At 46.3% G+C, this 24,386-nt stretch carries 21 protein-coding genes; 4 read left to right on the top strand and 17 right to left on the bottom strand.

Features of this window, described 5'->3' with window-relative positions:
• The first annotated feature begins 34 nt into the window (after positions 1–34).
• Entirely contained in the window at positions 35–355 is a 321-nt protein-coding gene (locus tag AC5JBY_RS07825) for a hypothetical protein (RefSeq protein ID WP_495904010.1), read from the top strand.
• Between the two features lie 4 nt (positions 356–359).
• Here the strand turns inward: AC5JBY_RS07825 and AC5JBY_RS07820 are convergent, their stop codons facing one another.
• On the bottom strand, positions 360–1,118 hold the full coding sequence (locus tag AC5JBY_RS07820; RefSeq protein WP_495904009.1) for a ferredoxin--NADP reductase: 759 nt from the start codon (positions 1,116–1,118) through the stop codon (positions 360–362).
• Between the two features lie 442 nt (positions 1,119–1,560).
• Here AC5JBY_RS07820 and mfd point away from each other — a divergent pair, with 442 nt between their 5' ends.
• Entirely contained in the window at positions 1,561–5,052 is a 3,492-nt protein-coding gene (gene mfd / locus AC5JBY_RS07815; protein WP_495904008.1) for a transcription-repair coupling factor, read from the top strand.
• Here the strand turns inward: mfd and AC5JBY_RS07810 are convergent, their stop codons facing one another.
• The 11 genes from AC5JBY_RS07810 to AC5JBY_RS07760 all read right to left on the bottom strand — a co-directional run bounded on the left by AC5JBY_RS07810 (position 5,053) and on the right by AC5JBY_RS07760 (position 16,835).
• Positions 5,053–5,991 carry a tetratricopeptide repeat protein gene (locus tag AC5JBY_RS07810; protein ID WP_495904007.1) on the bottom strand — a complete coding sequence of 313 codons (939 nt, stop codon included), beginning with the start codon at positions 5,989–5,991 and terminating at the stop codon, positions 5,053–5,055.
• A gap of 533 nt (positions 5,992–6,524) precedes the next feature.
• Complete coding sequence (locus tag AC5JBY_RS07805; protein ID WP_495904006.1) at positions 6,525–7,187, bottom strand: T9SS type A sorting domain-containing protein; 663 nt, start codon at positions 7,185–7,187, stop codon at positions 6,525–6,527.
• A 371-nt stretch (positions 7,188–7,558) separates the two neighbouring features.
• The gene (gene atpA / locus AC5JBY_RS07800; RefSeq protein WP_495904005.1) at positions 7,559–9,136 is read right to left on the bottom strand and encodes a F0F1 ATP synthase subunit alpha; all 1,578 of its coding nucleotides are present in this window, start codon (positions 9,134–9,136) and stop codon (positions 7,559–7,561) included.
• Between the two features lie 35 nt (positions 9,137–9,171).
• On the bottom strand, positions 9,172–9,735 hold the full coding sequence (gene atpH, locus AC5JBY_RS07795; protein WP_495904004.1) for an ATP synthase F1 subunit delta: 564 nt from the start codon (positions 9,733–9,735) through the stop codon (positions 9,172–9,174).
• A gap of 81 nt (positions 9,736–9,816) precedes the next feature.
• Positions 9,817–10,311 (bottom strand): F0F1 ATP synthase subunit B, encoded by a 495-nt coding sequence (gene atpF, locus AC5JBY_RS07790; protein ID WP_495904003.1) that lies wholly within the window; start codon positions 10,309–10,311, stop codon positions 9,817–9,819.
• Between the two features lie 94 nt (positions 10,312–10,405).
• Complete coding sequence (gene atpE / locus AC5JBY_RS07785) at positions 10,406–10,657, bottom strand: ATP synthase F0 subunit C (RefSeq protein WP_495904002.1); 252 nt, start codon at positions 10,655–10,657, stop codon at positions 10,406–10,408.
• Between the two features lie 39 nt (positions 10,658–10,696).
• Positions 10,697–11,788 (bottom strand): F0F1 ATP synthase subunit A, encoded by a 1,092-nt coding sequence (atpB, locus tag AC5JBY_RS07780; RefSeq protein WP_495904001.1) that lies wholly within the window; start codon positions 11,786–11,788, stop codon positions 10,697–10,699.
• A gap of 101 nt (positions 11,789–11,889) precedes the next feature.
• Complete coding sequence (locus tag AC5JBY_RS07775; protein ID WP_495904000.1) at positions 11,890–12,375, bottom strand: hypothetical protein; 486 nt, start codon at positions 12,373–12,375, stop codon at positions 11,890–11,892.
• A 14-nt stretch (positions 12,376–12,389) separates the two neighbouring features.
• Positions 12,390–12,593 carry a hypothetical protein gene (locus tag AC5JBY_RS07770; protein ID WP_495903999.1) on the bottom strand — a complete coding sequence of 68 codons (204 nt, stop codon included), beginning with the start codon at positions 12,591–12,593 and terminating at the stop codon, positions 12,390–12,392.
• Between the two features lie 58 nt (positions 12,594–12,651).
• Positions 12,652–14,478, bottom strand: a complete 1,827-nt coding sequence (locus AC5JBY_RS07765) for an ABC transporter ATP-binding protein (RefSeq protein WP_495903998.1) — start codon at positions 14,476–14,478, stop codon at positions 12,652–12,654.
• 134 nt (positions 14,479–14,612) lie between these two features.
• The gene (locus tag AC5JBY_RS07760; RefSeq protein ID WP_495903997.1) at positions 14,613–16,835 is read right to left on the bottom strand and encodes a hypothetical protein; all 2,223 of its coding nucleotides are present in this window, start codon (positions 16,833–16,835) and stop codon (positions 14,613–14,615) included.
• Between the two features lie 167 nt (positions 16,836–17,002).
• On the opposite strand from AC5JBY_RS07760, the gene AC5JBY_RS07755 reads away from it, so the two are divergent.
• Positions 17,003–17,689, top strand: coding sequence for a response regulator (locus AC5JBY_RS07755; protein ID WP_495903996.1), 687 nt, complete (start codon positions 17,003–17,005; stop codon positions 17,687–17,689).
• A 51-nt stretch (positions 17,690–17,740) separates the two neighbouring features.
• Positions 17,741–18,796: a sensor histidine kinase gene (locus AC5JBY_RS07750; protein WP_495903995.1), complete on the top strand. Its 1,056-nt coding sequence runs from the start codon at positions 17,741–17,743 to the stop codon at positions 18,794–18,796.
• Here AC5JBY_RS07750 and AC5JBY_RS07745 read toward each other — a convergent pair.
• From AC5JBY_RS07745 to AC5JBY_RS07725, 5 genes are all read right to left on the bottom strand, one after another.
• Entirely contained in the window at positions 18,793–19,593 is an 801-nt protein-coding gene (locus tag AC5JBY_RS07745) for a mechanosensitive ion channel family protein (protein ID WP_495903994.1), read from the bottom strand. The genes AC5JBY_RS07750 and AC5JBY_RS07745 overlap by 4 nt on opposite strands.
• An 18-nt stretch (positions 19,594–19,611) precedes the next feature.
• Complete coding sequence (locus AC5JBY_RS07740; RefSeq protein WP_495903993.1) at positions 19,612–21,171, bottom strand: ArnT family glycosyltransferase; 1,560 nt, start codon at positions 21,169–21,171, stop codon at positions 19,612–19,614.
• Between the two features lie 11 nt (positions 21,172–21,182).
• Positions 21,183–21,857, bottom strand: coding sequence for a phosphatase PAP2 family protein (locus tag AC5JBY_RS07735; RefSeq protein WP_495903992.1), 675 nt, complete (start codon positions 21,855–21,857; stop codon positions 21,183–21,185).
• Positions 21,858–21,975: 118 nt separating this feature from the next.
• On the bottom strand, positions 21,976–23,100 hold the full coding sequence (locus AC5JBY_RS07730) for a TIGR03364 family FAD-dependent oxidoreductase (RefSeq protein ID WP_495903991.1): 1,125 nt from the start codon (positions 23,098–23,100) through the stop codon (positions 21,976–21,978).
• On the bottom strand, positions 23,097–24,383 hold the full coding sequence (locus tag AC5JBY_RS07725) for a DUF5690 family protein (protein WP_495903990.1): 1,287 nt from the start codon (positions 24,381–24,383) through the stop codon (positions 23,097–23,099). The genes AC5JBY_RS07730 and AC5JBY_RS07725 overlap by 4 nt, the downstream gene beginning before the upstream one ends.
• Positions 24,384–24,386 lie beyond the last annotated feature (3 nt).

Raw genomic sequence — 24,386 nt, 5'->3', positions numbered from 1 at the left:
AAAACCAGAGGTTCTTTACCCTAAAAAGCTGTCTATGCTTGCAATCATTATTCCTGTGAACGCTTACCTGTTAGGGGGCATTATCCTATTTTCTTTTCTGACGGGCTTCTTGCTTAGGAAAGGTCAGATCAAATCGCTCAATAAGAAAGTATTGGAGTTAGAAAATGAAATGTTGAGCAACCATGCCGACATTTTGGAGCTCCAGAAAGAAAAAGCCGGTCTTGAACAAAGGTTAAAGGAACTCCATATTCCGGTTATTCCTATTACAGCCAAGGATGATAGCGCTAATGCGAAGCTGTCGGATATTTCCAAAAGGAAAATGTCGCAGCAAACCGGTAGCAGCGGCAAGAACTAATAAGCTATCCGTACAGTTCCTGGTGAATGGACTTTTTATCATAGCCCAGACCCTGTATGCGTTGCTTGGCCTCATCGATCATATCTTTCCAGCCACATAAAAAGAAATAAGCCGGCTTGGGTACCAGCAGTTCAGGATTGTCTGGAGAAGGGAACTTATTCTCTTTACAGATGTTTTCATACACCCCATGAACATAACCGGTACAGTAATCGCCCGGCGTTTCCCGCGAAAAAGTAGGTATATAGCGAAAGCTCGACACTTTAGTTTCCAGATCCTTCAGCTCATTAGCATACAAGGCATCGCCAAACCTGCGGCAGCCAAATACGAGGTAAATGGTTTGGTGAGGAACCTGGTTGTTGAGGATATGATAACTCATAGACCGGAAAGGCGCCACGCCGGTACCAGTACAAATAAAGAACAGATCGCGGTCTACCGGCTCTGGTAATACAAATACTCCCTGTGGGCCACGCAAGATGAGCTCAGAACCTTCCCGCACTTCATTGAAGAGATAATGCGTTCCCGCACCACCTTCCAGCAACACGATCACCAGCTCAAAAACATTGGAACCATCAGGCCAGGAAGCAATAGAGTAACTGCGCCAACGCTTGTTGGGCTTCTCATGAATAGGCAGGTCAAGCGTTACAAACTGGCCAGGTGTAAAATCGAAGGACTCCAGTTCAGGCACCTGTATCCAGAAACGTTTAGTAGTGGAAGTTTCATCTGTAATGCGTATAACCTTACCTGTGCGCCAGGGTTGTACCATAAGATGAGTTTACTTAAATATACGAAAAAGCGCACGCATTAGCAGGAATGATCCCGGGCGAAGACCCGGCGCGGACAGGGCACAAAAAAAGGAGCAACTAATAGCTGCTCCAGCAAGTGCCTTAATGGCAAGCAATCGAGTCGGGTGCTAATGTAGAGCATTTTTTTATTCTACTACGGCGGAAAGATTACTTTATTTCCACTTTACGTGCATTAATATTTTTCGTTTTTTCAGTGCTTTGTAGTAAACACTAACTACCTTGATTTCAATCAATTGCTATAACAATTTAGCATCGCCAACCCACGCCAAAGTTATCTGCTGACATCGATGCAAACGCCCTCACAACTGACAACTCACGACTCACCTTTTCACCTTATCAACCTGTTAACTTATCAACGACCTCAACCTCTCCCCGCTTTTTCGTATCTTTGCGCCCGTTGTTATGAATTTGCAGTCGTTGCTGGATAGTTATAAAAATAACCCCCGCCTTTTTCAACTGGCGGACAGGATTTCATTTGCCCAGCCACAACACATCTACTGCAGCCACCTCCACGGAAGCTCGCCAGCCTTTGTTATCGGCACCATCTTTCAAAACGCATCCAACAGTCAGCAGAACCACATCGTCATTTGTGAAGATTCAGAAGCAGCAGCCTATCTGCACAACTCGCTCGAGAACCTTACCAATGCACTGAACATATACTTCTTCCCCTCTTCATTCAAGAACAGGAAGAACTTCCGTCTGTTGAACTCGTCGCACGTAATGCTGCGCACAGAAGCCCTTACCCGCTTTGCAGCACATGCTGCCGGAAAAGGCAATCGTGCCGGCATGCTGATCACTTACCCCGAAGCATTGTTTGAGAAAGTAGTATTGCCCGATTCATTATCCGGCAATATCATCTACCTCAAATCAGGCGACACGATCAATGTAGATGGATTGATGGAGCAACTGGTAGGCTACGGCTTTCAACGTACCGACTTTGTTTATGAGCCCGGGCAGTTTGCACTACGCGGCGGTATCCTCGATATCTATTCCTTTGGCAACGAAAAGCCTTACCGCGTTGAGCTGTTTGGCAATGATGTAGACTCCATCCGCATCTTCGATCCGGAATCGCAGCTGAGCGAACGCAAGCTGCTGCAAGTGACCATCATTCCCAACGTGGAGACACAGTTCGACAGCGAAGAGAAAACCTCCCTGTTCGACTTCCTGCCGGAAAATACCGTGGTATGGATACAGGATTGGGCGCTCACCAAAGAGAAGCTGCTTACGCAGGAAGAAGACCTGGACCTGTTCATGAACATGCAGCGGGAAGCTGCTGCCGCAGCCAGCGCAGCGCCAGCCCCAAAAGGGAAAGAGGCCAGAAATAAAGCGCAGGAAGAGGATGAAGAAGTAAGACTCATAAAAGCCAACATCAAAACCGACGACTTTGTACCAGCCGATATGCTGGAACAACAACTACAAAATCGCCACATCATAGAGTATGGTTATACCTCCAGCTTCAACGAAGCAAAAGGCAATGACTACTCACCGTTTACCATTCTGTTCAACACCAAAGATCAGCCAGCCTTCAACCGCCAGTTCGATATGCTGATCAAGGACCTGAAGCAGTGGTCTGCCAAAGGATTTGCACTCTACCTCTTTGCAGAGAACCCACGGCAGCTGGAAAGGCTCAATAGTATCTTTGAAGACCTGAAAGCGGAGATACAGTTTACACCTGTCCCAACCTCCATACACCAGGGCTTCATTGAAGAAGACCTCAAAGTAGTTTGCTATACCGATCACCAGATATTCCAGCGGTACCACAAGTACAAGGTAAAGCAGGCTTATAATAAAAATAAAGCCCTTACCCTGCGCACCCTGCGGGAGCTGCAGCCGGGCGATTATGTAACCCACATCGACCACGGTGTAGGTACTTATAGTGGCTTACAGAAGATAGAGGTGAATGGTAAAATGCAGGAAGCCGTGCGCATCCTGTATAAGGACAGTGATATTTTGTACGTGAACATCAATTCATTGCACAAAATATCCAAATACACCGGCAAGGAAGGCACCGTACCCAAGGTCAATAAACTGGGTAGCGATGCCTGGGCCAAACTGAAAGAGAAGACAAAGGTCAAGGTCAAGGAAATTGCCTTCGACCTTATCAAGCTATACGCGCAGCGCAAGGCGCAGCAGGGATTCCAGCACTCGCCCGACAACTATATGCAAACCGAGCTGGAAGCCTCTTTCATTTATGAGGATACGCCTGATCAAAGCAAGGCTTCAGCCGATGTGAAGAAGGACATGGAGCTGCCTTCCCCTATGGACAGGCTGGTTTGCGGTGACGTAGGATTTGGTAAAACAGAAGTTGCTGTGCGCGCTGCATTCAAAACATGTTGCGATGGCAAGCAGGCTGCAGTATTGGTACCTACTACCATCCTCGCCTTCCAGCATTACAAAACATTTAAAGAGCGTTTAAAAGACTTCCCGGTAACTGTTGATTATATCAATCGCTTCAAATCAGCAAAGGAAAAGAAAGAGACCCTGAAGCGACTGGAAGAAGGTAAGATCGACATTATCATAGGTACTCATGGTATATTGGGCAAGGAGGTCAAGTTTAAAGACCTTGGCTTACTGGTCATTGACGAAGAACAGAAGTTTGGCGTAGCACACAAGGAAAAGATCAAGACCCTGCGCACCAACGTAGATTGTCTTACACTTACTGCTACACCGATACCGCGTACTTTACAGTTTAGTCTCATGGGTGCCCGTGACCTGAGCATCATCAATACACCACCTCCTAACCGTCAACCCATACAAACGGAAGTAATAGTATTCAATGAAGATGCTATCCGCGATGCCATCTACTTTGAAACAGAGCGTGGCGGACAGGTATTCTTTATCCATAACCGGGTACTCGGCCTCAGCGAGATGGCAGGCCTTATACAGGGTTTATGTCCCGACCTCAGTATTGGCACAGCCCATGGACAAATGGAAGGACACGACCTGGAAGAGCGCATCATGGATTTCATTGATAAGAAATACGATGTGCTCGTGTGTACCAATATCGTGGAGAGCGGCGTGGACATTGCCAATGTAAATACCATTATTATCAATAATGCTCATCAGTTTGGCCTTAGTGACCTGCACCAGTTGCGTGGACGTGTAGGCAGGAGTAATAAGAAAGCCTTCTGTTACCTGATGGCCCCCCCGATGAGCACCCTGCCCGATGATTCCAGGAAACGTTTACAAACCCTGGAACAACACAGTGAACTGGGCAGCGGCTTCCAGATTGCCATGCGCGACCTCGATATACGCGGCGCCGGAAACATGCTGGGAGGTGAACAGAGTGGCTTCATGGCCGAGATTGGTTTTGAGATGTACCAGAAGATCCTCGACGAAGCCATCAAGGAACTTAAGCGCACAGAGTTCCGCGCACTCTTCAAAGAAGAAATATCCAAGCAGGAAGATTACGTACAGGATTGTACCATCGATACCGACCTGGAAATACTGATACCGGACAGTTATGTAGAAAGTATTACAGAAAGACTGTCATTATATACCCGTCTCGACAACTGTGAAGACGAAGCAGCCTTGCAGGAGTTTGCACAGGAACTGCAGGATCGCTTTGGCCCTATTCCCAAGCAGGTAGAAGACTTGTTTGACACCGTGCGCAGCCGAAAGTTGGCTGTAGAGCTGGGCTTTGAGAAGATGTTGTTGAGGGATGAAACACTGAAGTGCTTCTTCATCAATAAAGCAGATTCTCCTTACTTTGAATCTGATACATTCCGCGAGATACTTACCTATATTCAGAAGTACACCAACAACGCGAAGCTGAAGCAAACAGGCAAATTATTCCTGTTGATAGCAGACAATATCAAAGACATGCAGCAGCTTACACAATTCCTGAGCCGCATGAGGAACTTCGTGAAATCGGAAACAGTAGCGGTGAGTTAATTATTGCTGAGCCTTCTTATTTCTGCGCATGGTCTTTATCCAGGCAAAGAAGATCATGAAAAAAGCGATTAAAGGGAGCGCCCATACTACACTGGCCCAACGGAAGTTCTTCACGATCTCCTTCTTTTCAGACTTCAGCACTGCCTTACGATCCTCGACTACCTTCTGCAGGGAGGCACTATAATGCCCTGCATATTCATAAAAAGGAATAGCAGCATCATACGATTCACTTTTAGCAACAATATCAGCGAAGTCCAATACCAATTGCCCTACAATATCATCAGGAGGAGCTATAAAACCTATACGTTCGTGCAACTGATAAGCAATCTGTATTTGAAGAGAGTTTGGCTTTTGAGGAAACTCATAACTTTTATCGATGATCCAGTCTGAAAAGTCTTTAATGCCCAGATTGATGATCTTATCATATTGTTTGGCGCCTGTTTTCTGTTCCAATATATTGACATGGATCCACTCAGAGCTATAATGAGATTGAGGGTTGATAGCTACTGCCTTTTTCAACAACTCCAATGCTTTGCTATCATTATCAATTAACTCATATCCAGTACCCAGGTTGGCCACAATATTATATTCATTCGGATATTGCGTATACAGTTTCTCCAGCATTTCAACTGCCTTGTTTTTGTCGCCAATCCTTAGCTCAATCGCTGCATAGTCTGACAGGCCTTTATAATCCAGCTTACTCAATCCTATTTTCTGTAAAGAATCCTTTCTCTTTTCGAATGGATTATCTACGATCATATCGCTCTTAAATCCATGCATCCAGTAGGGGCGTACATCTTTTTTACTATATAACAAGAGAGACAGGTCCAACTTGCCACCAGCCAAAGGAAGCTCAGCACGATAATATTCATTTAAACAGGCAAGCAAAGCGCCCGGCAATAAGAGGGCTATTATAAGGAGGAGTTTGATACGGCTCATAGTACTGCAAACATAGCCGTTATCCTGCATTAAAAAAATAAGGCCTGACTTAGAAAAGCCTGGCCGTTTGTTGATCGTACCCTTTAAAAAAGGTTAAATATTTTTATAAGCAGTTGGCTCGGGTAGATGACTGCAGGGTATCTGTTGCAGTTTTTAAAAGAGCCATCCCGAGGAATCGGGACGGCATTTGTTGATCGTACCCTTTAAAAAAGCTAAATATTTTTTATAAGCAGTTGGCTCGGGTAGATGACTGCAGGGTATCCGTTGCAGTTTTAAAAGAGCCATCCCGAAGAATCGGGACGGCGTTTGTTGATCGTACCCTTTAAAATAAACTCTTATATAGATAACTTAAAATCAAGTTGGTAACACACAAACCTTTCTTTCACTAAATCCTCTTTACTACTATGACAAGCGACACTTTAATAAACCCTATCGGAGGTACGGGAAAAACTTGTTAAAGTTTAAGAAAAGCCATCCCGAGGAATCGGGTCGGCGTTTGTTGATCGTACCCTTTAAATAAATCGTTGAATATCTTATTTAGACTTAATGATCCGTTGAATTACTGTTTCACTGCCATTCGACACACGAAGCACATAGATGCCATCGGTCAGGTCTGCTACAGAGATCGTTTCAGTTAAAGCAGTCTGTTGGTTCAGGGAATGCTTCACCACCTGGCCATTGTTGTTCAACAACTCAATGGACACATATTTATCTTTCCATGACAAAGGCAGGTTGATGCGAAGATCACTCGTTACCGGGTTAGGAGAAACTTTTACTACCGGCGTAGGCTGATGATCTAACGTGTATACTGTATGATTAACCGATTTCTGAACCTTTCCTTTCATATCTACCATATTGATACGGTAGTAAATAAATCCCTTGCGTACGTTCTTAACATCATCTGAAAAAACATAGCTTACATTTTCTCCTACCTTTGCGTCGTCGCTGGTAAACAATAAACCTACTTCCGAAAAGTCGGCATTGTTCAAACTACGTTCAATTACAAAGTGACTATAGCTGGCAGATACAGGCGTGCTCCAATTCAATACTACATTCTTGCCAGTGCTCGTTTTAGTTTTCTGAGAGAAACTGGTCAATGACCAGGTTAGTAACAACAGGGGCAATAATAACCACCTGAAAATATGTTGTAGAATAATGGGTGTAGCATGTAAATTTTGGTACAGGTACGTTTTCATAACTTATATTTTAGGGACGGAAAAGCGATGCTTAGGCCCCACAGGAGTTGGAAACGACCGGTTTATTTCGTAGAATGTAGGATAGAATAATAGATAAACTAATAACTGTGAAAACGGAATTGGATGGGAGGAACTGGGTACGGTTTTAACAGGGAGATTGGTACTGTTTGGAGAGAGGCGATCGTGATGCGTTATCGTTGATCGTGGGTCAAAGATTGAAACAATATTTGACTAATGCAATAGCCCCAGCCAACTTTTTTTTGACTTATGTCGTGACTGTTTCGGTTATACATTGATTTACAATAAACAAAAATCCCCTTCGTAAATTAACGAAGGGGATTTTGCTATACGTAAAAGCGTTTAATTGCTAATTACTTGTACTGAGGCATTAAAGTTTTGGCCAATGTAACCATCTTCTTGATGCCATCTTCAGGCAGATTTCCTTTCTTGAACTGCGCCAATACATCAGGCAATTTGTTGTCCATTTCCATCAGGAAGTGTTCTTCAAATTCTCTTACACGTTTAACTGCTACTTCACGCAGCAAGCCTTGTGTACCGAGGTAGATAATAGCTACTTGCTTTTCTACAGCAAACGGTGTGTATTGAGGTTGCTTCAGGATCTCTACGTTACGGGCACCTTTATCGAGTACCAGCTTGGTAGCAGCATCGAGGTCACCACCGAACTTAGAGAACGCTTCCATCTCACGATACAGCGCCTGGTCAAGCTTCAGGGTACCAGCTACTTTCTTCATCGACTTGATCTGAGCGTTACCACCTACACGGCTAACGGAGATACCTACGTTGATCGCAGGACGGATACCACTGTTGAACAGGTTACCTTCGAGGAAGATCTGTCCGTCGGTGATAGAGATTACGTTAGTGGGGATATAAGCAGATACGTCACCAGCTTGTGTTTCGATGATTGGCAGAGCCGTCAAAGAACCACCACCTTTTACCAGGTGTCTGATAGACTCCGGGAGGTCGTTCATGTTCTTGGCAACACTGTCGTCATTGATAACCTTGGCAGCGCGCTCGAGCAAACGGCTGTGCAGGTAGAATACGTCACCAGGATAAGCCTCACGGCCTGGGGGACGACGCAGCAGCAGAGAAACCTCACGGTAAGCTACCGCCTGCTTGGAGAGATCATCGTAAATGATCAGGGCAGGACGTCCGGTATCACGGAAGAACTCACCGATGGCAGCACCCGCGAAAGGAGCGTAGAACTGCAAAGGAGCAGGATCAGAAGCAGAAGCTGCTACGATCGTAGTGAAAGGCATAGCGCCAGCATCTTCCAGTGTTTTCATCACACCAGCGATGGTAGAGGCTTTCTGCCCGATAGCTACATATATACAATAAACCGGTTTGCCGGCTTCAAAAAACTCTTTTTGATTGATAATGGTATCGATCGCGATAGCTGTTTTACCAGTCTGACGGTCACCGATGATCAGCTCACGCTGTCCACGACCAACAGGAATCATGGCGTCGATGGCTTTCAAACCAGTCTGGAGAGGTTCTTTTACAGGCTCACGGAAGATAACACCGGGGGCTTTACGCTCCAGGGGCATTTCGTAACGCTCACCAGCGATGGGACCTTTACCATCGATCGGTTGACCTAATGTATTTACCACGCGACCCAGCATACCTTCACCAACATTGATAGAAGCGATCTTACCGGTACGACGCACTTTAGCGCCTTCCTTGATATCACCGCTTTCACCCATCAATACCACACCCACGTTGTCTTCTTCCAGGTTCAGGGCTATCGCACGTACTCCGTTCTCAAATTCAACCAGTTCCCCGGAACTTACATTGTTCAACCCGTAAACACGGGCAATACCGTCGCCCACCTGCAGTACGGTACCAACCTCTTCCAGGTCGGCAGCCGCGTTGAAGTTGCTCAGCTGCTGGCGTAATATCGCTGATATTTCATCAGGCTTAATGTCTACCATATCTAACTGTTTATAGTTTGTTATTTGTTATTATCTTATCTAATCTTATAGATAAAGTCATTATTCATGAACTGGGCCTTGATCTTGTTCAGATCGTAAGCAATGCTACCATCAACCAGTGTGTCGCCCAGCTCCAGTACAAAACCACCAATCAGTTCATCTTTCACGGCAGTTTCCAGGTCTACATTCTGCATAGCAGTTTGCTGTTGGATCTTGGCAATGATCTGTTGTTTCAGCTCATCGCTTACCGGTACGGCAGTGGTCAGCTTCACGGTGTAGATACCTTTCTTCTTCTTGTATTGCTCGATAAAAGCAGTGATGATCTCTGGCAAGCCAGCCTCACGGCCTTTCTTCACCAGTAATTTATTAAAGGCTGCGGTGATCTCGCTTACTTTACCACCTGTAACAGCTTGTAAAATAGCATCTTTCTTGTCGGCAGAAATTACAGGGCTCTTTAACAGCGTTACGAATTCACGGCTCTTCTTACATACAGATTGTAAAAAAAGCATGTCATTATAAACCGTTTCCAGTTGATTGCGCTCGATAGCCAGATCAACCAAACTCTTCGCGTACCTGCCTGCTAACCGGGGATTAAGCATTTATATAGCGTTTAGCTTTTAGGAATTAGCTTTTAGCTAAGGCTGTTTGACTAACAGCTTATAGCTAAGGGCTAATAGCTATTAATTTAATTTTACTTCGTTCGTCAGTTGTTTAATGAAAGTCTCCTGATCAGCTTTGCCAGACAGCTCACGGCGCAATACCTTCTCAGCTACTTCGATCACAAGCGTACCCACCTGGTTCTTCACCTCAGTGATAGCAGCCATCTTCTGGTTTTGGATAGCAGCCTGTGCTTCAGCAATGATCTTGTTGGCTTCCACTTTAGCTTGTTCTTTAGCTTCGTTGATGATCTTGTCTTTAGTGTCACGGGCTTCTTTCAGCAGTTGTGCTCTTTCTTCACGCGCCTTAGCCAGCAGGGCTTCGTTCTCGCTCTTCAACTGGGCCATTTCAGCCTTTACTTTCTCTGCAGAAGCAAGTGATTCAGCAATACCGGTTTCCCTGTCCTTCAGAGACTTCAGGATAGGCTTCCAGGCAAACTTCTTCAGTAATAAGAAAACAATAATAAAAGCGATCAAAGTCCAGACGAAAAAACCAAGATGGGGAGTTAACAAACTCATATAAATAGTATTATAAAGCTTAAATTCTTTGTTTTAGAAGTAACTGCACCCTCCGCCCTGTGCTTCAGGTGCAGTACTAAGTTGGGAAGTATGATTATTTCAGTACCGCCAGCAGACCAGCGATTACTGCGAACAGCGCAACACCTTCTACGAAGGCAGCTGTCAGGATCATACCACCACGGATGTCGTTTGCAGCTTCCGGCTGACGTGCAATAGCTTCAGTAGCACCTTTACCGATCTGACCGATACCGATACCTGCGCCAATAGCAGCAAGACCAGCACCTACAGCACCACCAAAGTGTGACCAGCTACCGGAAACTTCCAACATGATGTTCATTAAATCCATGATTCTGATTTTTATAATTAAAAAGAAACTTAATTCGGTTTAGTGATGAGGATCTTCTTCAAAATGATGATCCCCGATGGCCTGGCTGATGAATACCGCAGTCAGGTTGGTAAAGATGTATGCCTGGATGAATGCTACCAAGATCTCGATCATATAAATGAAAACGGCAAAAGCGATAGATACCGGCGTAAACGCGATACCCGCGGTCTTTGTCATTTCAGTAAAGATGAAGATCAGGCTCACGAAGCTCAGGATGATGATGTGACCCGCTGTCATGTTGGCGAACAAACGCACGATGAGGGCGAAAGGCTTGGTGAATACACCCATCAACTCTACAGGCAGCATCAGGATCTTTACCGGAACAGGCACACCTGGAAACCAGAAGATATGACCCCAGAAATGTGAGTTGGTGCTGAACAGGATAACGATCAGGGAGATGATACCCAAAACAGCTGTAAAAGCAATATTACCAGTTACGTTGGCGCTACCGGGCAGCAAACCAAACAAGTTATTGATCAGGATGAAGAAGAACAACGTGAGCAGGTAGGGCATGTATCTATCTGCTTTGTGGTGCAGGTTGGGCTTGGCCACATCATCACGCACAAACAGGATCACCGGCTCTACAGCGTTTTGCAAGCCTTTAGGGGCAGAAGTAAGACCCTGGCCAGACTTGTATTTCTTAGCCATCCGGGTCATTATCAGTACCAGTATAAGCAATGCCAGGAGCATTTGTACCACGTTCTTAGTGAGGGAGAAATCGTACACTTTTACGCTCTCGTCTACAGAACCATCTTCTTTAACGGGTATTATGTCATGCTCTACCAGCTTGTAGCCTTCGTGTGCCTCTGTTCCGTGGTGGAATTTAGAAGACATGAATACGCTTAAGCCTCTTTGGGGAGAATACAAGATGACAGGGAGAGGGAGGGTAGCATGGAAATCATGACCACCTTCGTGTTTTATGGTAAAAAAGTGAAATTCGTGTGCGTCTGCAATGTGATCCAGCATTTCCTTACCTGGGTCAAACTTGCCCTCAGTACCTCCTCCATCGTTGGCCATGGCCGAACCGGATAAAAGCACTAAAAACAGGCTGAAAACCGCTACTGATAAGGATTTGAAACGTTTGAAAGCCATACTGTTCCTGAAATTTGGCGCAAAGATAAGGACGGGGTACCAAAAATGAGCGTTGGAATGAAGTATTTATGAACAATTGCCGGAAATGGTAAATGGGTCCGCTATTGACCTGATTTCTTCCTGAGTTGTTGGATTTTCTCTAATTGTATTACATCAAGCTGGTCTTTAGGGCGATTTACAGCTTTTTTATTGTCTATCAGGTGGTTAATATGGAGAAAAGGCACCTCTATACCATTCAAGTCTGCAAAAGAAGCTTTTGAAAGGCATTCTTTAAAAGAAAAACCCTCTAATCCTTTCATTTCGGTCATGATATCCAACTCAATGCCACCCCCAATATAGAAGTTGGTCCACCCAGGGACAAACTGCATCATTTCCAGCGATGAAAAGTCGCCATAACCTAAATCCTTAAAGGATTTACGCAGGTTTCTCCTGTTTTCAACGGTATCATCCAACCACATATCAAGGTCGTCAGTTGTACGGTCAAAGCCATGAAATCTTGTAGCAAAGCCACCTACCATTATGTATCTTACATGATTGGTATTCAGCACTTTCCAGAACTGAAGCAATTCTTCATCCAAAACATCCATAGTGAAAGAGAATATTAATCTTTGTGGGTGACCTTGGCTTTCTTGTACATAGCGTTTCTACGCAGCATCTGGGTGAAACTTTTGAGCTTTTCTATATCAGACATGTTCATTATCCGTAATAAACGGGCCTCTTCCTGCTCGTCAGCATTGCCGTACGGAACAGGATCCTCCCGGAGGACATTCTTCTGTTCTTCATTATCCGACTGATACTGTTTCATAGCCCTAAATTACTAAATAAATTATCGTTTCTTTCAAATTTCAGCGGGGTAATCGAGCCTACATAATCCCTTGTTTTTCAAACTGCATCTGGTGGAGTTTGAAGTAGAAGCCCTGGTTACGCATGAGCTCTTCGTGGTTGCCAATCTCTTTGATCTCGCCTTTGTCGAGCACGATGATCTTGCTGGCCTTGCGGATGGTGGACAGGCGGTGGGCAATGACAATGGAGGTACGGCCGGCAATGAGCTTATCGATGGCTTTTTGAATAAGTATTTCGCTTTCGGTGTCCACAGAAGAGGTGGCCTCATCGAGGATGAGGATGGAAGGATTGTACAAAAGCGCCCGGATGAAGGACAACAGCTGCCGCTGCCCCAGGGAAAGGCTACTCCCCCGCTCCATCACATTGTAATCGTAGCCGCCGGGCAACTGCATAATGAAATCATGCATGTCGATCATTTTGGCAGCAGCAATAACCTGCTCACGGCTGATGGCTGGGTTACGCAGGGTAATGTTGTCCAGCACAGAACCGGAGAACAGGAACACATCCTGCAGCACGACGCCGATGTTCTTACGCAACGCGTCCAGCTTGTAATCTTCGATCTTTACATCATCGATGCTGAGGGTGCCTTGCTGAATATGATAAAGCCGGTTCAGCAAACTGATGATAGATGTTTTACCACTGCCCGTATGTCCCACGATGGCGATCGTCTCACCGGGTAAAGCAGTAAAGGAAATATCTTTCAGCACGTAGCGATCTTCCACATAGGCAAAAGACACATGATCGAATACGATCTTGCCTTTTACATGATCCGGCGCATAGGTGCCTTCTGTTTTAATGTAATCGTCATTATCCAACACTTTGAACACGCGCTCGCTGGCCACCATGCCCATCTGTAATACGTTGAACTTATCAGCTATCACCCGCAGCGGGCGGAACAGCAGGTTTAAGCAGAGGTAAAAAGAGATCATCTTACCAATCAGGCTCTGCGCATCTTCAGCCCTCAGCATCTCTTTTAAAGCCAGTGATTGGTTGGCTGCCCACCATACCATCAAACCGATACTAACTGCCAACACGATCTCTACCAGTGGGAAAAACACAGAGTACGCGAAGATGGCGTTGGTGTTGGCATTGCGGTGCTCGCGGTTGATCTTTTTAAACTTGTTGAGCTGTCTTTCTTCGGAAGCAAAAGCCTGAACGATACCCATACCAGTAATGTGCTCCTGTACAAAAGCATTCAAAGCCGACACGGCATTCCGCACACGGATAAATGATTTGTTGACGCTTTCTTTGAAATAGTATGTGGCAATGATCAGGAAGGGGAAAGGCGCCAGGCTGATCAACGTGAGCCGCCAATCTACCCAGAACATAAACACCAGGATAGCGATGATAGAAAGCAGGTCAGCAATGATGGGGATCAGTCCCTCTGCAAAAACATCGTTGATAGCCTCAATATCATTGATGGTACGGGTAGTGAGGGTGCCGATGGGTGTGGTATCGAACTGCGAAAGATTCAGGCCCAACACTTTCCTGTACACTTTTACCCGCAGGTCTTTTACTACTGTTTGCCCCAGCCAGGCTGTAATGAACGAGAAATAAAAGCGGAATAACACTTCCACCACCAATAAGCCAACCTGAATAAGGGTAATCCAGATCACGACATCTACTATAGATGCTTTAGTGATCTTATCCAGTGCGTTGGCGCCTTTTGGCACCCAGTCGTTGATGGTAATTTGTATCAGCCAGGGACGTATGGGAGAAAGTATAGCCAGCAGGATAGCCAATCCCAAAGAAATGTAGAACTTCTTTTTATAGGGCGCTGCAAACCGGAATACCCGGCGAAGCAAACTAAAATCAAATATCCTCTTGGCTGAACCTTTTTCTGACATAATGGAAGCGGGCAAAGATAACAACAGATTCGGGTTTACGGTTTACCGTTTCTTGTTCTGCGGCCCAAACCGCTGATCAATGCCCCGATAACTACATGATGTAACAGTTTCTTAACAGAAAACGTTGCGTGGCCTTACTCGCCCATGGCTTTGAAGTAGGCTTTGATGAAGATAGCGCCCAGGTTTTTATATGGCGGAATATAGTCGTCGAACTTCTCTTTGGCAGGACCGGTCTTAAAGCGACCACCCAGTTCTTTCCACATGTTGATCCAGTCGATATTCTTGCCGGCTACCAGGTTGGCGTTAATCGCCTCCAGGATAGGCTCATTTACCGTTTTGGTACCTACCTGTTTGGAAGAGATAATGTGCGCATCGCGGCAAATGGTCAACACCTCATTCAGGTTGTTGTATCCTCCGCAGGAACCCAACACCACGATACGGGCGTATGGCGACAATTTCTTAAGTGTATAGGGCAGGTGATAGCTATGGCCTCTATGCACTACTACTGTAGGCTTCAGGTTATTTTTCTCGAGGTGCTCGATCAACTTCATTTGCGCCTTCTCATCGAGGTCTTCTTCCACATTGGGCTTGTACAATGGCTTATTGGCGTAAATATATACGGGCTTTCCTTTGGCCGACCGGATGGAGGTCCAGTCAGGATTGCGCTCATCTACTTTCCAATCGGGCTTGTTACGGAACATACCCATGAAGTTGATGTAGGAGTTTTGGCCGTCTTTATCTTCATCACCGTAGAAGAACACTTGCTGGATCACCCTGCCACTGTCGTCAGCAAGGGGGCCATAATCCTGGCCGTAAATGGAAGGAATACCCAACATGGCCGACAGGTCCATCTTGCGGGATGTATCAGCCGATTCAAATAATATCTTCAGCAACTTATAGATCACGATACCGCGCTTGTTATTATCCTGCACGTTCTTGTCGTAATTCCATTTCACTTCGTTGAGGATAAAACTGGCCAGCTCTTTATTTTTATCCATGATACTACTGTAGGAGTCGGCCACATCCACCGCATCTTCGAGGTCATCAGCACGATCATTCTTATTTCTTTCCAGGCCGATCACGAATGCTTTCATCAAGGTTTCGGCTTCTTCCTTACCCATGGTGCCCAGAAAGTCATTGAGGGTATTGTAGCCCGCTGCCATCTTGATGAATTTGCGGAAATAATCACCGTTCACGCTCATCAGCAGGCTATCGCCACGAGGGTTGGGCATACGCTGGAAAATACGTGGGTATACACCGCTTACATAGCTGGAAGTATATATTTCGTCTTCACTCAGTACGGCTACATAGTACAGTTCCTGCGGTGTGAGATTTTGCAGGCTCCTGAATCGCACATTTGGGTCATTCACATCATGCAGGCCATTGATCTCACGCACGAACAACTGATGGGCCTTGCTGCGCAACATCGTAGTCAGTGCTTTAAGTTCGGTTGGCGTGTCACGCACAGGGGGTAGCAAGCGACCTGCATATTCAATGCGGGTCTTTACCAGCAGCCTGAAATAATTGAAATCATTATCCTTTACACTGTCTATTTGCTGGAGGGTGATCTTACCCCGGAGCAGGTTATCGAGAAAGGGGAAATAGATCTGTCCATTACGGCTGCCTGCCATACGGCCAATCATACGCACGAGGGTATCCGGGTGGCTGTTGATGCGGCTGGTAAGCGGCCCCTTAGCCTGGGCATAATCGTAAAACTTGCCAATATTACGGTGCGCAGATATTTTAAGCAGACTGTCCGCAAAAGGAACGTATGGGTTCTTGCGCAGTTCCTGCAATATTTCGTCGGGATGCAGGCCACAATACTTGCGGATCAGGATATTTTTAGCTGGGCGTAAACCCGGATTCTCAGGATTGGAAAAAGGCGCCAGGCCATCTACCAGCATTTTGGCGACCCCATAATCACTGGCTTCTACCACCGGCTCCACGCTTTCGCCTTTTCTGTCCAGCATAATGGATTCGGTAAGGCCTTTTATAAGTGCAGGAGCGGCGGCAGCCGGAAAGTCTTTTTTGCCTTTATTGTTGTCGAATTGTTGTAGCGTGGATTCTACAGTTCTTAAGTACTTGATCTTGCCCTGGCTGCTGAGCGTTGAATCGGTTTCCAGCTGTTCCTGGAGCTGGTCCACCTCCCGGCCAAGGGCATCGGTGATCTGCAGGGCTACCGACTCGTCGGGGGCTACCCTGGAGATGCTGGAAATTAACCTTACTTGTTGTTTATCAATGTTTTCATGCCAAAGCACGCGTTGCATGGCGATCTTGTAAGGAGAAGAACTTGTTTGGCCGTGACCAACACTTCCTATCAGCAATAAAACAGCACTAACAAGTATAGATGGTTTCATACGATAATTAAGCTATCTGCATCAGTTACAAGAGCAAAAATACTACCAATTGGTTGTATAGAACGGAAAATCAATGCTTGCCGTATATATCTGTTAACAATTTCATAATTGGTGCACCCCTTGTCGCATGCAGTTGAAAATTAACTTTGCGTAAATTTATTGTTAACATGGATTCTAAAGGTAAGAAGATCCTGATCGCTGATGACGAACCCGATATCCTGGAGATCATACAATATAACCTGCAGAAAGAAGGCTATGATGTAGTGACGGCTAAAGACGGAGATGAAGCCTTGACCAAAGCCCGTTCTAATCAACCCGACCTGATTGTGCTGGATATTATGATGCCGAAGAAAAACGGGGTGGAAGTTTGTGAGATCCTGCGTGGACAACCCTCTTTCAAAGATACCCTGATCCTTTTCCTGACTGCCCTAAGTGACGAAGGCTCACATGTAAAGGGATTGGAAACCGGAGCCGATGACTACATCAGCAAACCGGTAAGTCCTAAAATACTGGTTAGCCGGGTAAACGCTCTTTTTCGCCGCACAGCAGCCAAAGAACCGGAAGGAGAAAAAGTGATCCGCATCGATAACCTGGAGATCGACCCCGTAAAGTTTGAAGCAAAAGTGGATGGCAAAGCGGTGGTGTTGGCAAAGAAGGAGTTTGAACTCCTCTATCTGCTGGCTTCCAAGCCGGGCCGTGTATTCCTCCGCAACGAGATATTGAACCAGGTTTGGGGTAATGATGTGATCGTAGGCGACCGTACTATCGACGTGCATATCCGTAAAGTGCGTCAAAAGCTGGGCATCGATTGCATTACTACTGTTAAAGGTGTAGGCTATAAGTTTGATGTCTAATCAGCTTGCGTTAATTTCGTACCACATCAAAACGTAGTCAAGTAAAGGGGCATGTTCTCCACTAAAAATCTTTCCCCGCGGCAATTGGCCGCTTTTACAGCTGGTATCATATCGGTACCTATTGCTATCGGCATCTTTTTGTTCACCTTCGACTGGCGCGTAGGCATAGGCTCCCTTGCCATTGTATTTGCCGGCAGTTATGGCCTGATCATCTTTACGCTGGAAAAGTTCATCTACCGGAAGATCAAGCTCATCTACAAACTCATCTACCAAACCAAGGCTACTAAAAAAGAAGAGGTTTATTTCAAATACATTCTTCCTCAAAAGAGTATCGATGAGGTGCGTGAAGACGTGGAGGCCTGGGGTGAAAGACGGATGAAAGAGATCGAGCTGCTGCAGAAGAATGAGGCCTACCGCAAAGAGTTCCTGCAAAACCTCGCCCACGAGATCAAGACGCCCATCTTTGCTATTCAGGGCTATGTAGATACACTGCTGGGAGGCGCCATGGAAGAGGAGAAGATACGCAAGAAGTTTCTGGAGAATACTTCCAAGAACGTAGACAGGCTCGTGAATCTTGTCAATGACCTCGACGCCATCTCAAGGCTGGAAAGCGGGGAACAACTGTTGTACAAACAGAACTTCATTATCCAGGACCTGATCCGCGAGATATACGATTCTCTCTCCATCAAGATCCAGGAGAAGGGTGTGAAAACCACCATTAAGAAAGGATGCGAAGCTCCTGTTACAGTCTTTGCCGATAAAGAAAAGATCAAACAGGTGTTGATCAACCTGGTGGAGAATGCTACCAAGTATGGCAAGCCCAATGGTACTATCGTGGCCAGTGTCTATAAGACAGATGATCAGCACGTATTGATTGAAATAGGTGACGATGGCATTGGTATAGAAGAGGAACACCTGCACCGCATCTTTGAACGCTTCTACCGTACCGATACAGCCCGCAGCCGCGATAAGGGTGGCACTGGTCTGGGATTGGCTATCTGCAAACACATCATCGAAGCGCACGGGCAGAGCATCCACGTACGTAGTACGCCCGACGTAGGAACAACCATTGGTTTCTCTCTCGAAGCCAAAAGAGACAATGCTTAAGCCATGCCCGGCAGTTTGATTCCCGCACCTTTGATCTTTTGAATGATCTTTTCCTGCAGGTCCAGCTTTTCATCCTGAAAGCCCTGTGGCTCCACCCACGCATTTACCATCACTTTATAGCCATCCGGGTCAAGCACTGAAATACCTACGCGGGGCGCCGGATTATCCAGTATATCTTTATCCTGGTGTACTACTTCTTCAATGATCTTTTTCACCTGCCCGATCTCTATACCGTAATTCAACTTAAACTCAATATCCATTCTTCGTTTGCCTTCGCGGCTGGTGTTGATAATGATCTCGTTGGATAATTTACTATTGGGCACGATCACCGTCTTATTATCGAAAGTGATGATCGTGGTATAGAACACCTGGATGGAAGTAACCGTTCCCTCCTGCCCTTGTGTGATGATGATGTCACCTATACGAAAAGGCTTTATCAGGAGGATCAAAATGCCGCTGGCAAAGTTTTGCAGCGTGCCTGATAATGCCAGGCCGGCCGCCACACCAAGGCCACCAACAATAGCCGCAAACAGCGTCATCTGAATGCCCAGTATCTGCATCAGCAGCAACACCAGCAAGATATATAAAATGGTAATGAGCAGGCTTTGGAGAAAAGGCGCCAGTGTGGAAGATACCGCCCGTTTTTCCATGCGGTGGCGTGCCTGTCGCTTCACAAACCGGATAAACCAGATGCCTATAAATAGCACAATGATAGCCACAATAATGCGTGGGCCTACTGTAAGGATCCAATCCATGGCCTTGTCATAAAACTTGTCGAGGTTCATGCCTGTAGCCACCTAAAAAAATATGCCACCTCATTCCACGATGCCGTTGCGGGGAATGCCACCCTGGTAGCCTTTGAGCCTGTAAATGAAGAAGTGGCGCACTACTTTTCCCTGCCTTGTTTGATTGATCACTACCGGCGGATCGGCTTGCCGGAAAGCATGGGCCAATGAAGGGGGTAATGGATCGAAGTAATTGGAGACAGCAATATAGTAAGCATCCTGCCCGGGCTCTAAAGCAGGGCGGTAAGTATTGAGCCAGGCATAATGGTGGATACCACTATAGGAACCAACAGCTGTAAAGTTGATATTCGAAGGATGTGCTACATAATAATCGAGGTGAGCAGCGGGAAACCAATAATCTGCGATTATAAAAGCACCGGATGTCATTTTACTACTGGCTGCGTCTTCTTTGTAAAGGCGGTTAAAGTCCTGCCCAAATTGTTTCCAGCCACTCATGTCCAGCAAAATATCTCCTGACCCTAAACGCTGATCTTCTTTACTCCCCAGCCCTGCCGGCATCCAACGGATGCCTACGATCAGCAAAAGCAGCAACAGAGCAGGCAAAGCCAGTGCTCCTTTAACAACCCTGGGAAAGGACATTGCCAACTGCTTACTTTGCAAACGCCGTGCGACATATGCTGCTGCTATTGGCAACAAGCTGGTATAAGCAGGCCCCGTCCAGTGGGGCAGGGTATCTTTAAATAAGGACATGAACCACACCACTACGATCAAAGGCACGCTTATGCACAACAGTATCCGCTGCTGAGCAGCATCATTGAGCAATTTGTTTCTACGTATGGATAATAAGCCCACTATAATGAGCACTACATTGACCGGGTTATTGTATAATACTTCTCCAATGATCTGCCTGAAAAAAGTATCCCATTGGATCTTACTAAAAAAGCCTACCCGGTTGCCATGATAATTCAAGGTGATAAACTCATTGTTCAGGTTCCACAAAAAGATGGGTGATATAATGATCGCAGTAAGCAACCCGGCGAGGTAGAGAAAAGGATTTTTGAGCAAGGGGCGGTTGTACAAAACGATGTATAAAAAAACACCTGCCCATATGAATACGCCATGCACTTTGCTCATGATGCAAAGACCCGCCACTATGCCCAACAACAACAGCCGCCTGTTGCGGTTGCGGCTACTGCCGCCATGCTTAAAAATATTCATGATCAGCAGCAATGCCCATAACCAACATACCATTTGTGGCGCATCAGGCAATATCATCATCCCCGCCAGTAGGCCTGCATATACAGAGGCCGTGAATAAACAGGCTGCCAGCCAACCCGTATATTCATCTTTTACACGACACCCCAGCAAGTATATCAACCATGTATTGACTGCGCCACACGCAACAGCGCCCAGCCTTACAAAAAGTTCTTGCTGCAACCACAGATTGCCGGTAAAAAAACGAATGAGGAGTGCAATGGCAGGAGGATGATCAAAATAATTCCATTGAAGGTATTGGGCATATGTCCAATAATACACTTCATCATTAGACAGTTCGGTACTGCCCGCTACGAACATACGTACCATGGAAGCGATAAGGATAAGCAGTATGACCGACTTGCGATAGTCCAAGTAACAGCAAATTAATTATTAAAGATGGCTGCCAGCGAAGGCGTCGGACGCTTTTTCTCCAGCCTGCGGCCAAAGAACCGCAACTCCGGAATAGCTACATATACCCAGGCAGCAAAAACAACTCCGATGATAGACCCTGCCAACACATCTTCCGGGAAATGTGAACCAAGATAGATACGGGAGTACCCTACCCCAATGGCCAACAACAGATAAACCAGCGATGCCCACTTGTTGGAACAGTAAAGCGCCAGGATGGTTGCTACAGCAAAGGCAGTAGCTGTGTGCCCCGAAGGAAAGCTGGACCAACCATCACGCGTTACTCCTTCAATGAACTGGTTGTACTGATCGGGATGCAGGAACACTTTGGGGCGGGGCATGTGTGTAAACTGTTTGATAAGCTGCGCTACGATACCTGAAGCTAAAAAAGCAGCCAGCATGTGAACGCCCTGCAGGTACTGACGGCGTAACAGGAATACCGCAAACAGTATCAGCGCTACAACTCCATCGCCGAGCATGGTGTACCAGGTGAAAAAAGTGTTCAGCGACGGGGTGTGCGTCCCGTTCAGTTCAAGAAAACAGGTTGTTTTCGAATTCAGGCTGCAATAAATAAAGGCAAAAAGCAAATAGAGGGTGAAGGCAATAATATATTGCCGTCTCCCCTGGAGGGTGCGAATAAATGGGTTCATGTTGTTTTAAAGGTTATACAAACCTATACAACAGATATCACCGCATTATTATGGCAACATTAATGAACTGTGAAGCAGTGAGTGGTGAGTAGTCAGTTGTGAGCCAATACCCGCTTTACTATAAAAATGCTGTCATTTCTTCTGCAAGGCCGAAAGAAAGTGTCATGCCTGCACCGCTAAGCGCATTCAGCACATACACCGCAGGTTCGGGTGAGAAGAACAGATCGGTTTCGCCATTGGTGAGCTTGGGATAAATACCATTCCAGGTCTCTACGATCCTGGCATCTTTGAAGCGTGCAAACGTATTAAGATAATTTACGATCATGGTATTGATAAACTCTTTATCAAATGGATCGTGTGTAGGTCCATATTCGTGTGAGTCGCCTACCGTCAATTCACCGCGACCATTTTGTGATACCATCACATGGATACCCCAGTCGAGGTAATTGCTCATCTCCTGTTCATACCGCTGTTTCAAAGCTGCCAGGGAAGTAGCGGCAGCAAAGCTTTTGTAATGGATCAGGGACAAGCCACCGCACAAGGCCGGGCCAATGCGCCAGTCATCGGGCTGCGCTGTAAAGCGCATCATCTGCAGCTTGCATTTGGTGAGGGGGTGGGTAGCGAATGCTTCGGGATATAATGTTTCAAAATCGGCGCCGCTGCAAATGAAGACTACATCGAATTCGTACTCTTCTTCGTTGCCGATGTAGATAGTATTGTCTGAAATATAGCTTACGCATTTGCCCCAGAAAAACTGTACGCCATGTTTCTCTTCCAGATAAGCAGGAACAGCTGCAATCGCTTCACGGGGATCGACGATCAATTCATCTGCGCTGTACAGACCACCCAGTAAATGTTGCTGAACAGCCGCTCCGGAACGGTCGGCCACTTCCTGTGCCGATAATAGCTCTACCGGTCTTTCCTGCCGGAACAATTCATATAGCTCCTGCAATACCTGCCATTCGTCCTGGTGATAGGCGAGGTGCAAACTGCCGGGGGTATCATACCAGAATGCGCCAGCGTCGCCCATCTCTTTCCATATTTCGCGGCTGCGCAGGGCACGATCATAGAGCATACCAGGCTGACCGATGGGCCACACCATACCGAAATTGCGTACGGAAGCGCCTACGGCTTTGTGCGTGCGCTCAAATACTTTCACTGCATATCCTTTAACAGCGAGTGCACGGGCCGTGGCCAATCCCACGATGCCGGCTCCTATCACGATGGCAGAAGGCTGTTTCATTGAACAGGTTTTAATGATTCATATTTCCGGTTGAAATAGAGCAGGGAATAAATGCATCCTGCAATACCTATAACCGAAAATATTACTACACCGGCAGGATAGAACTGCGTCCACGTTAAGTTTATTTGAAATATTTCTTTGGAAAGCATCACCAGCATACTGCCCATATACCCGTATGCATCTACGAGATAGATCAGAAAACCTACATTGCCAGCGATCTTGAATGCTGCGATCAGGCGCTCGAAGAAAATACAGTTGAAAGGAATATAGCCCATATAGAGGCCAAGCCCTACCAATTGCATCCACATCGCCCCTCCCATGATGCCTGCCAGAAACAATGCAGAAGAAATGCCCGCCAACACAAAACCCACCAGCACCATGATGTGCGCCAGCCGGAAAGCCCGGATATTTTTTCGAATGCCTACCAGCAGGCTGATCATTGCCAGTATTATAATAGAAGTGATGGTTTCTGTTTTGGTGAAAATGGATGGTTTCTGTCCATAGCCTAATTCATTCCACAGGTTGGCCATAAAATTATCGCGTATGTCGCGCATGATCGTCAGGAACACGTAGGTAATAATGATCATGATGGTGCCTGCGCCAAACATGCGCAGGAAGCGCAGACGCTGCTCCTTCGTCATGGGCAGGCGCACCGTTCTTTCTGCCACATCATCTGCGTCAGGAGCGGGAACACGTTCCAGTAAGTATATAAAGAAGATAAGGGGTGCTGCGAATACCAGTCCTGTGGTAAAGGCCAGCCATTGTTCCGGCACCTGCCAGCTATCCCGCAGCCATAAGGCCACGGAGCGCGTGAAGCCTCCGGCAAATATGAAGCTTACTGCCATAGCAGCGCCTATGAAATCAGTCGCTCTTCGTCCTTCCACATAACTGAATACGATGCCCCACATGAAGCCCAGCATAAACCCATTTACGAACATGCATAGCATGCCCCAGGGGGCCGGCAACAGGGCAAAGATCAACAGGCTCAACCAGGACACGCCCACCAGGATGCCACTCGTTTTCCAACGGCCTGCCCGCTTCAGTTCCGCAATAAACTTGATACCATAGAACTTACTGGACATATAGCCCAGGCCCTGACAAATGATCAGCAGTACCTGGTATTTAATGCCCCAAAAGCTGATACCTTCAAAAGTGGCTACCGTAAAAGGTTTGCGGTAAGCGTATACTGAAGCATAGGTAAGAAAAGCAACAACAGCAGCATAAATGGCTGTAAGTACTTGTTTTCTCGAAAGCGTAGCAGGATTGGCAGTAACAGTTGACAAACT

It is taken from the genome of Paraflavitalea sp. (genome assembly GCF_059502485.1).
This window is presented reverse-complemented; position numbering and strand designations above follow the sequence as displayed.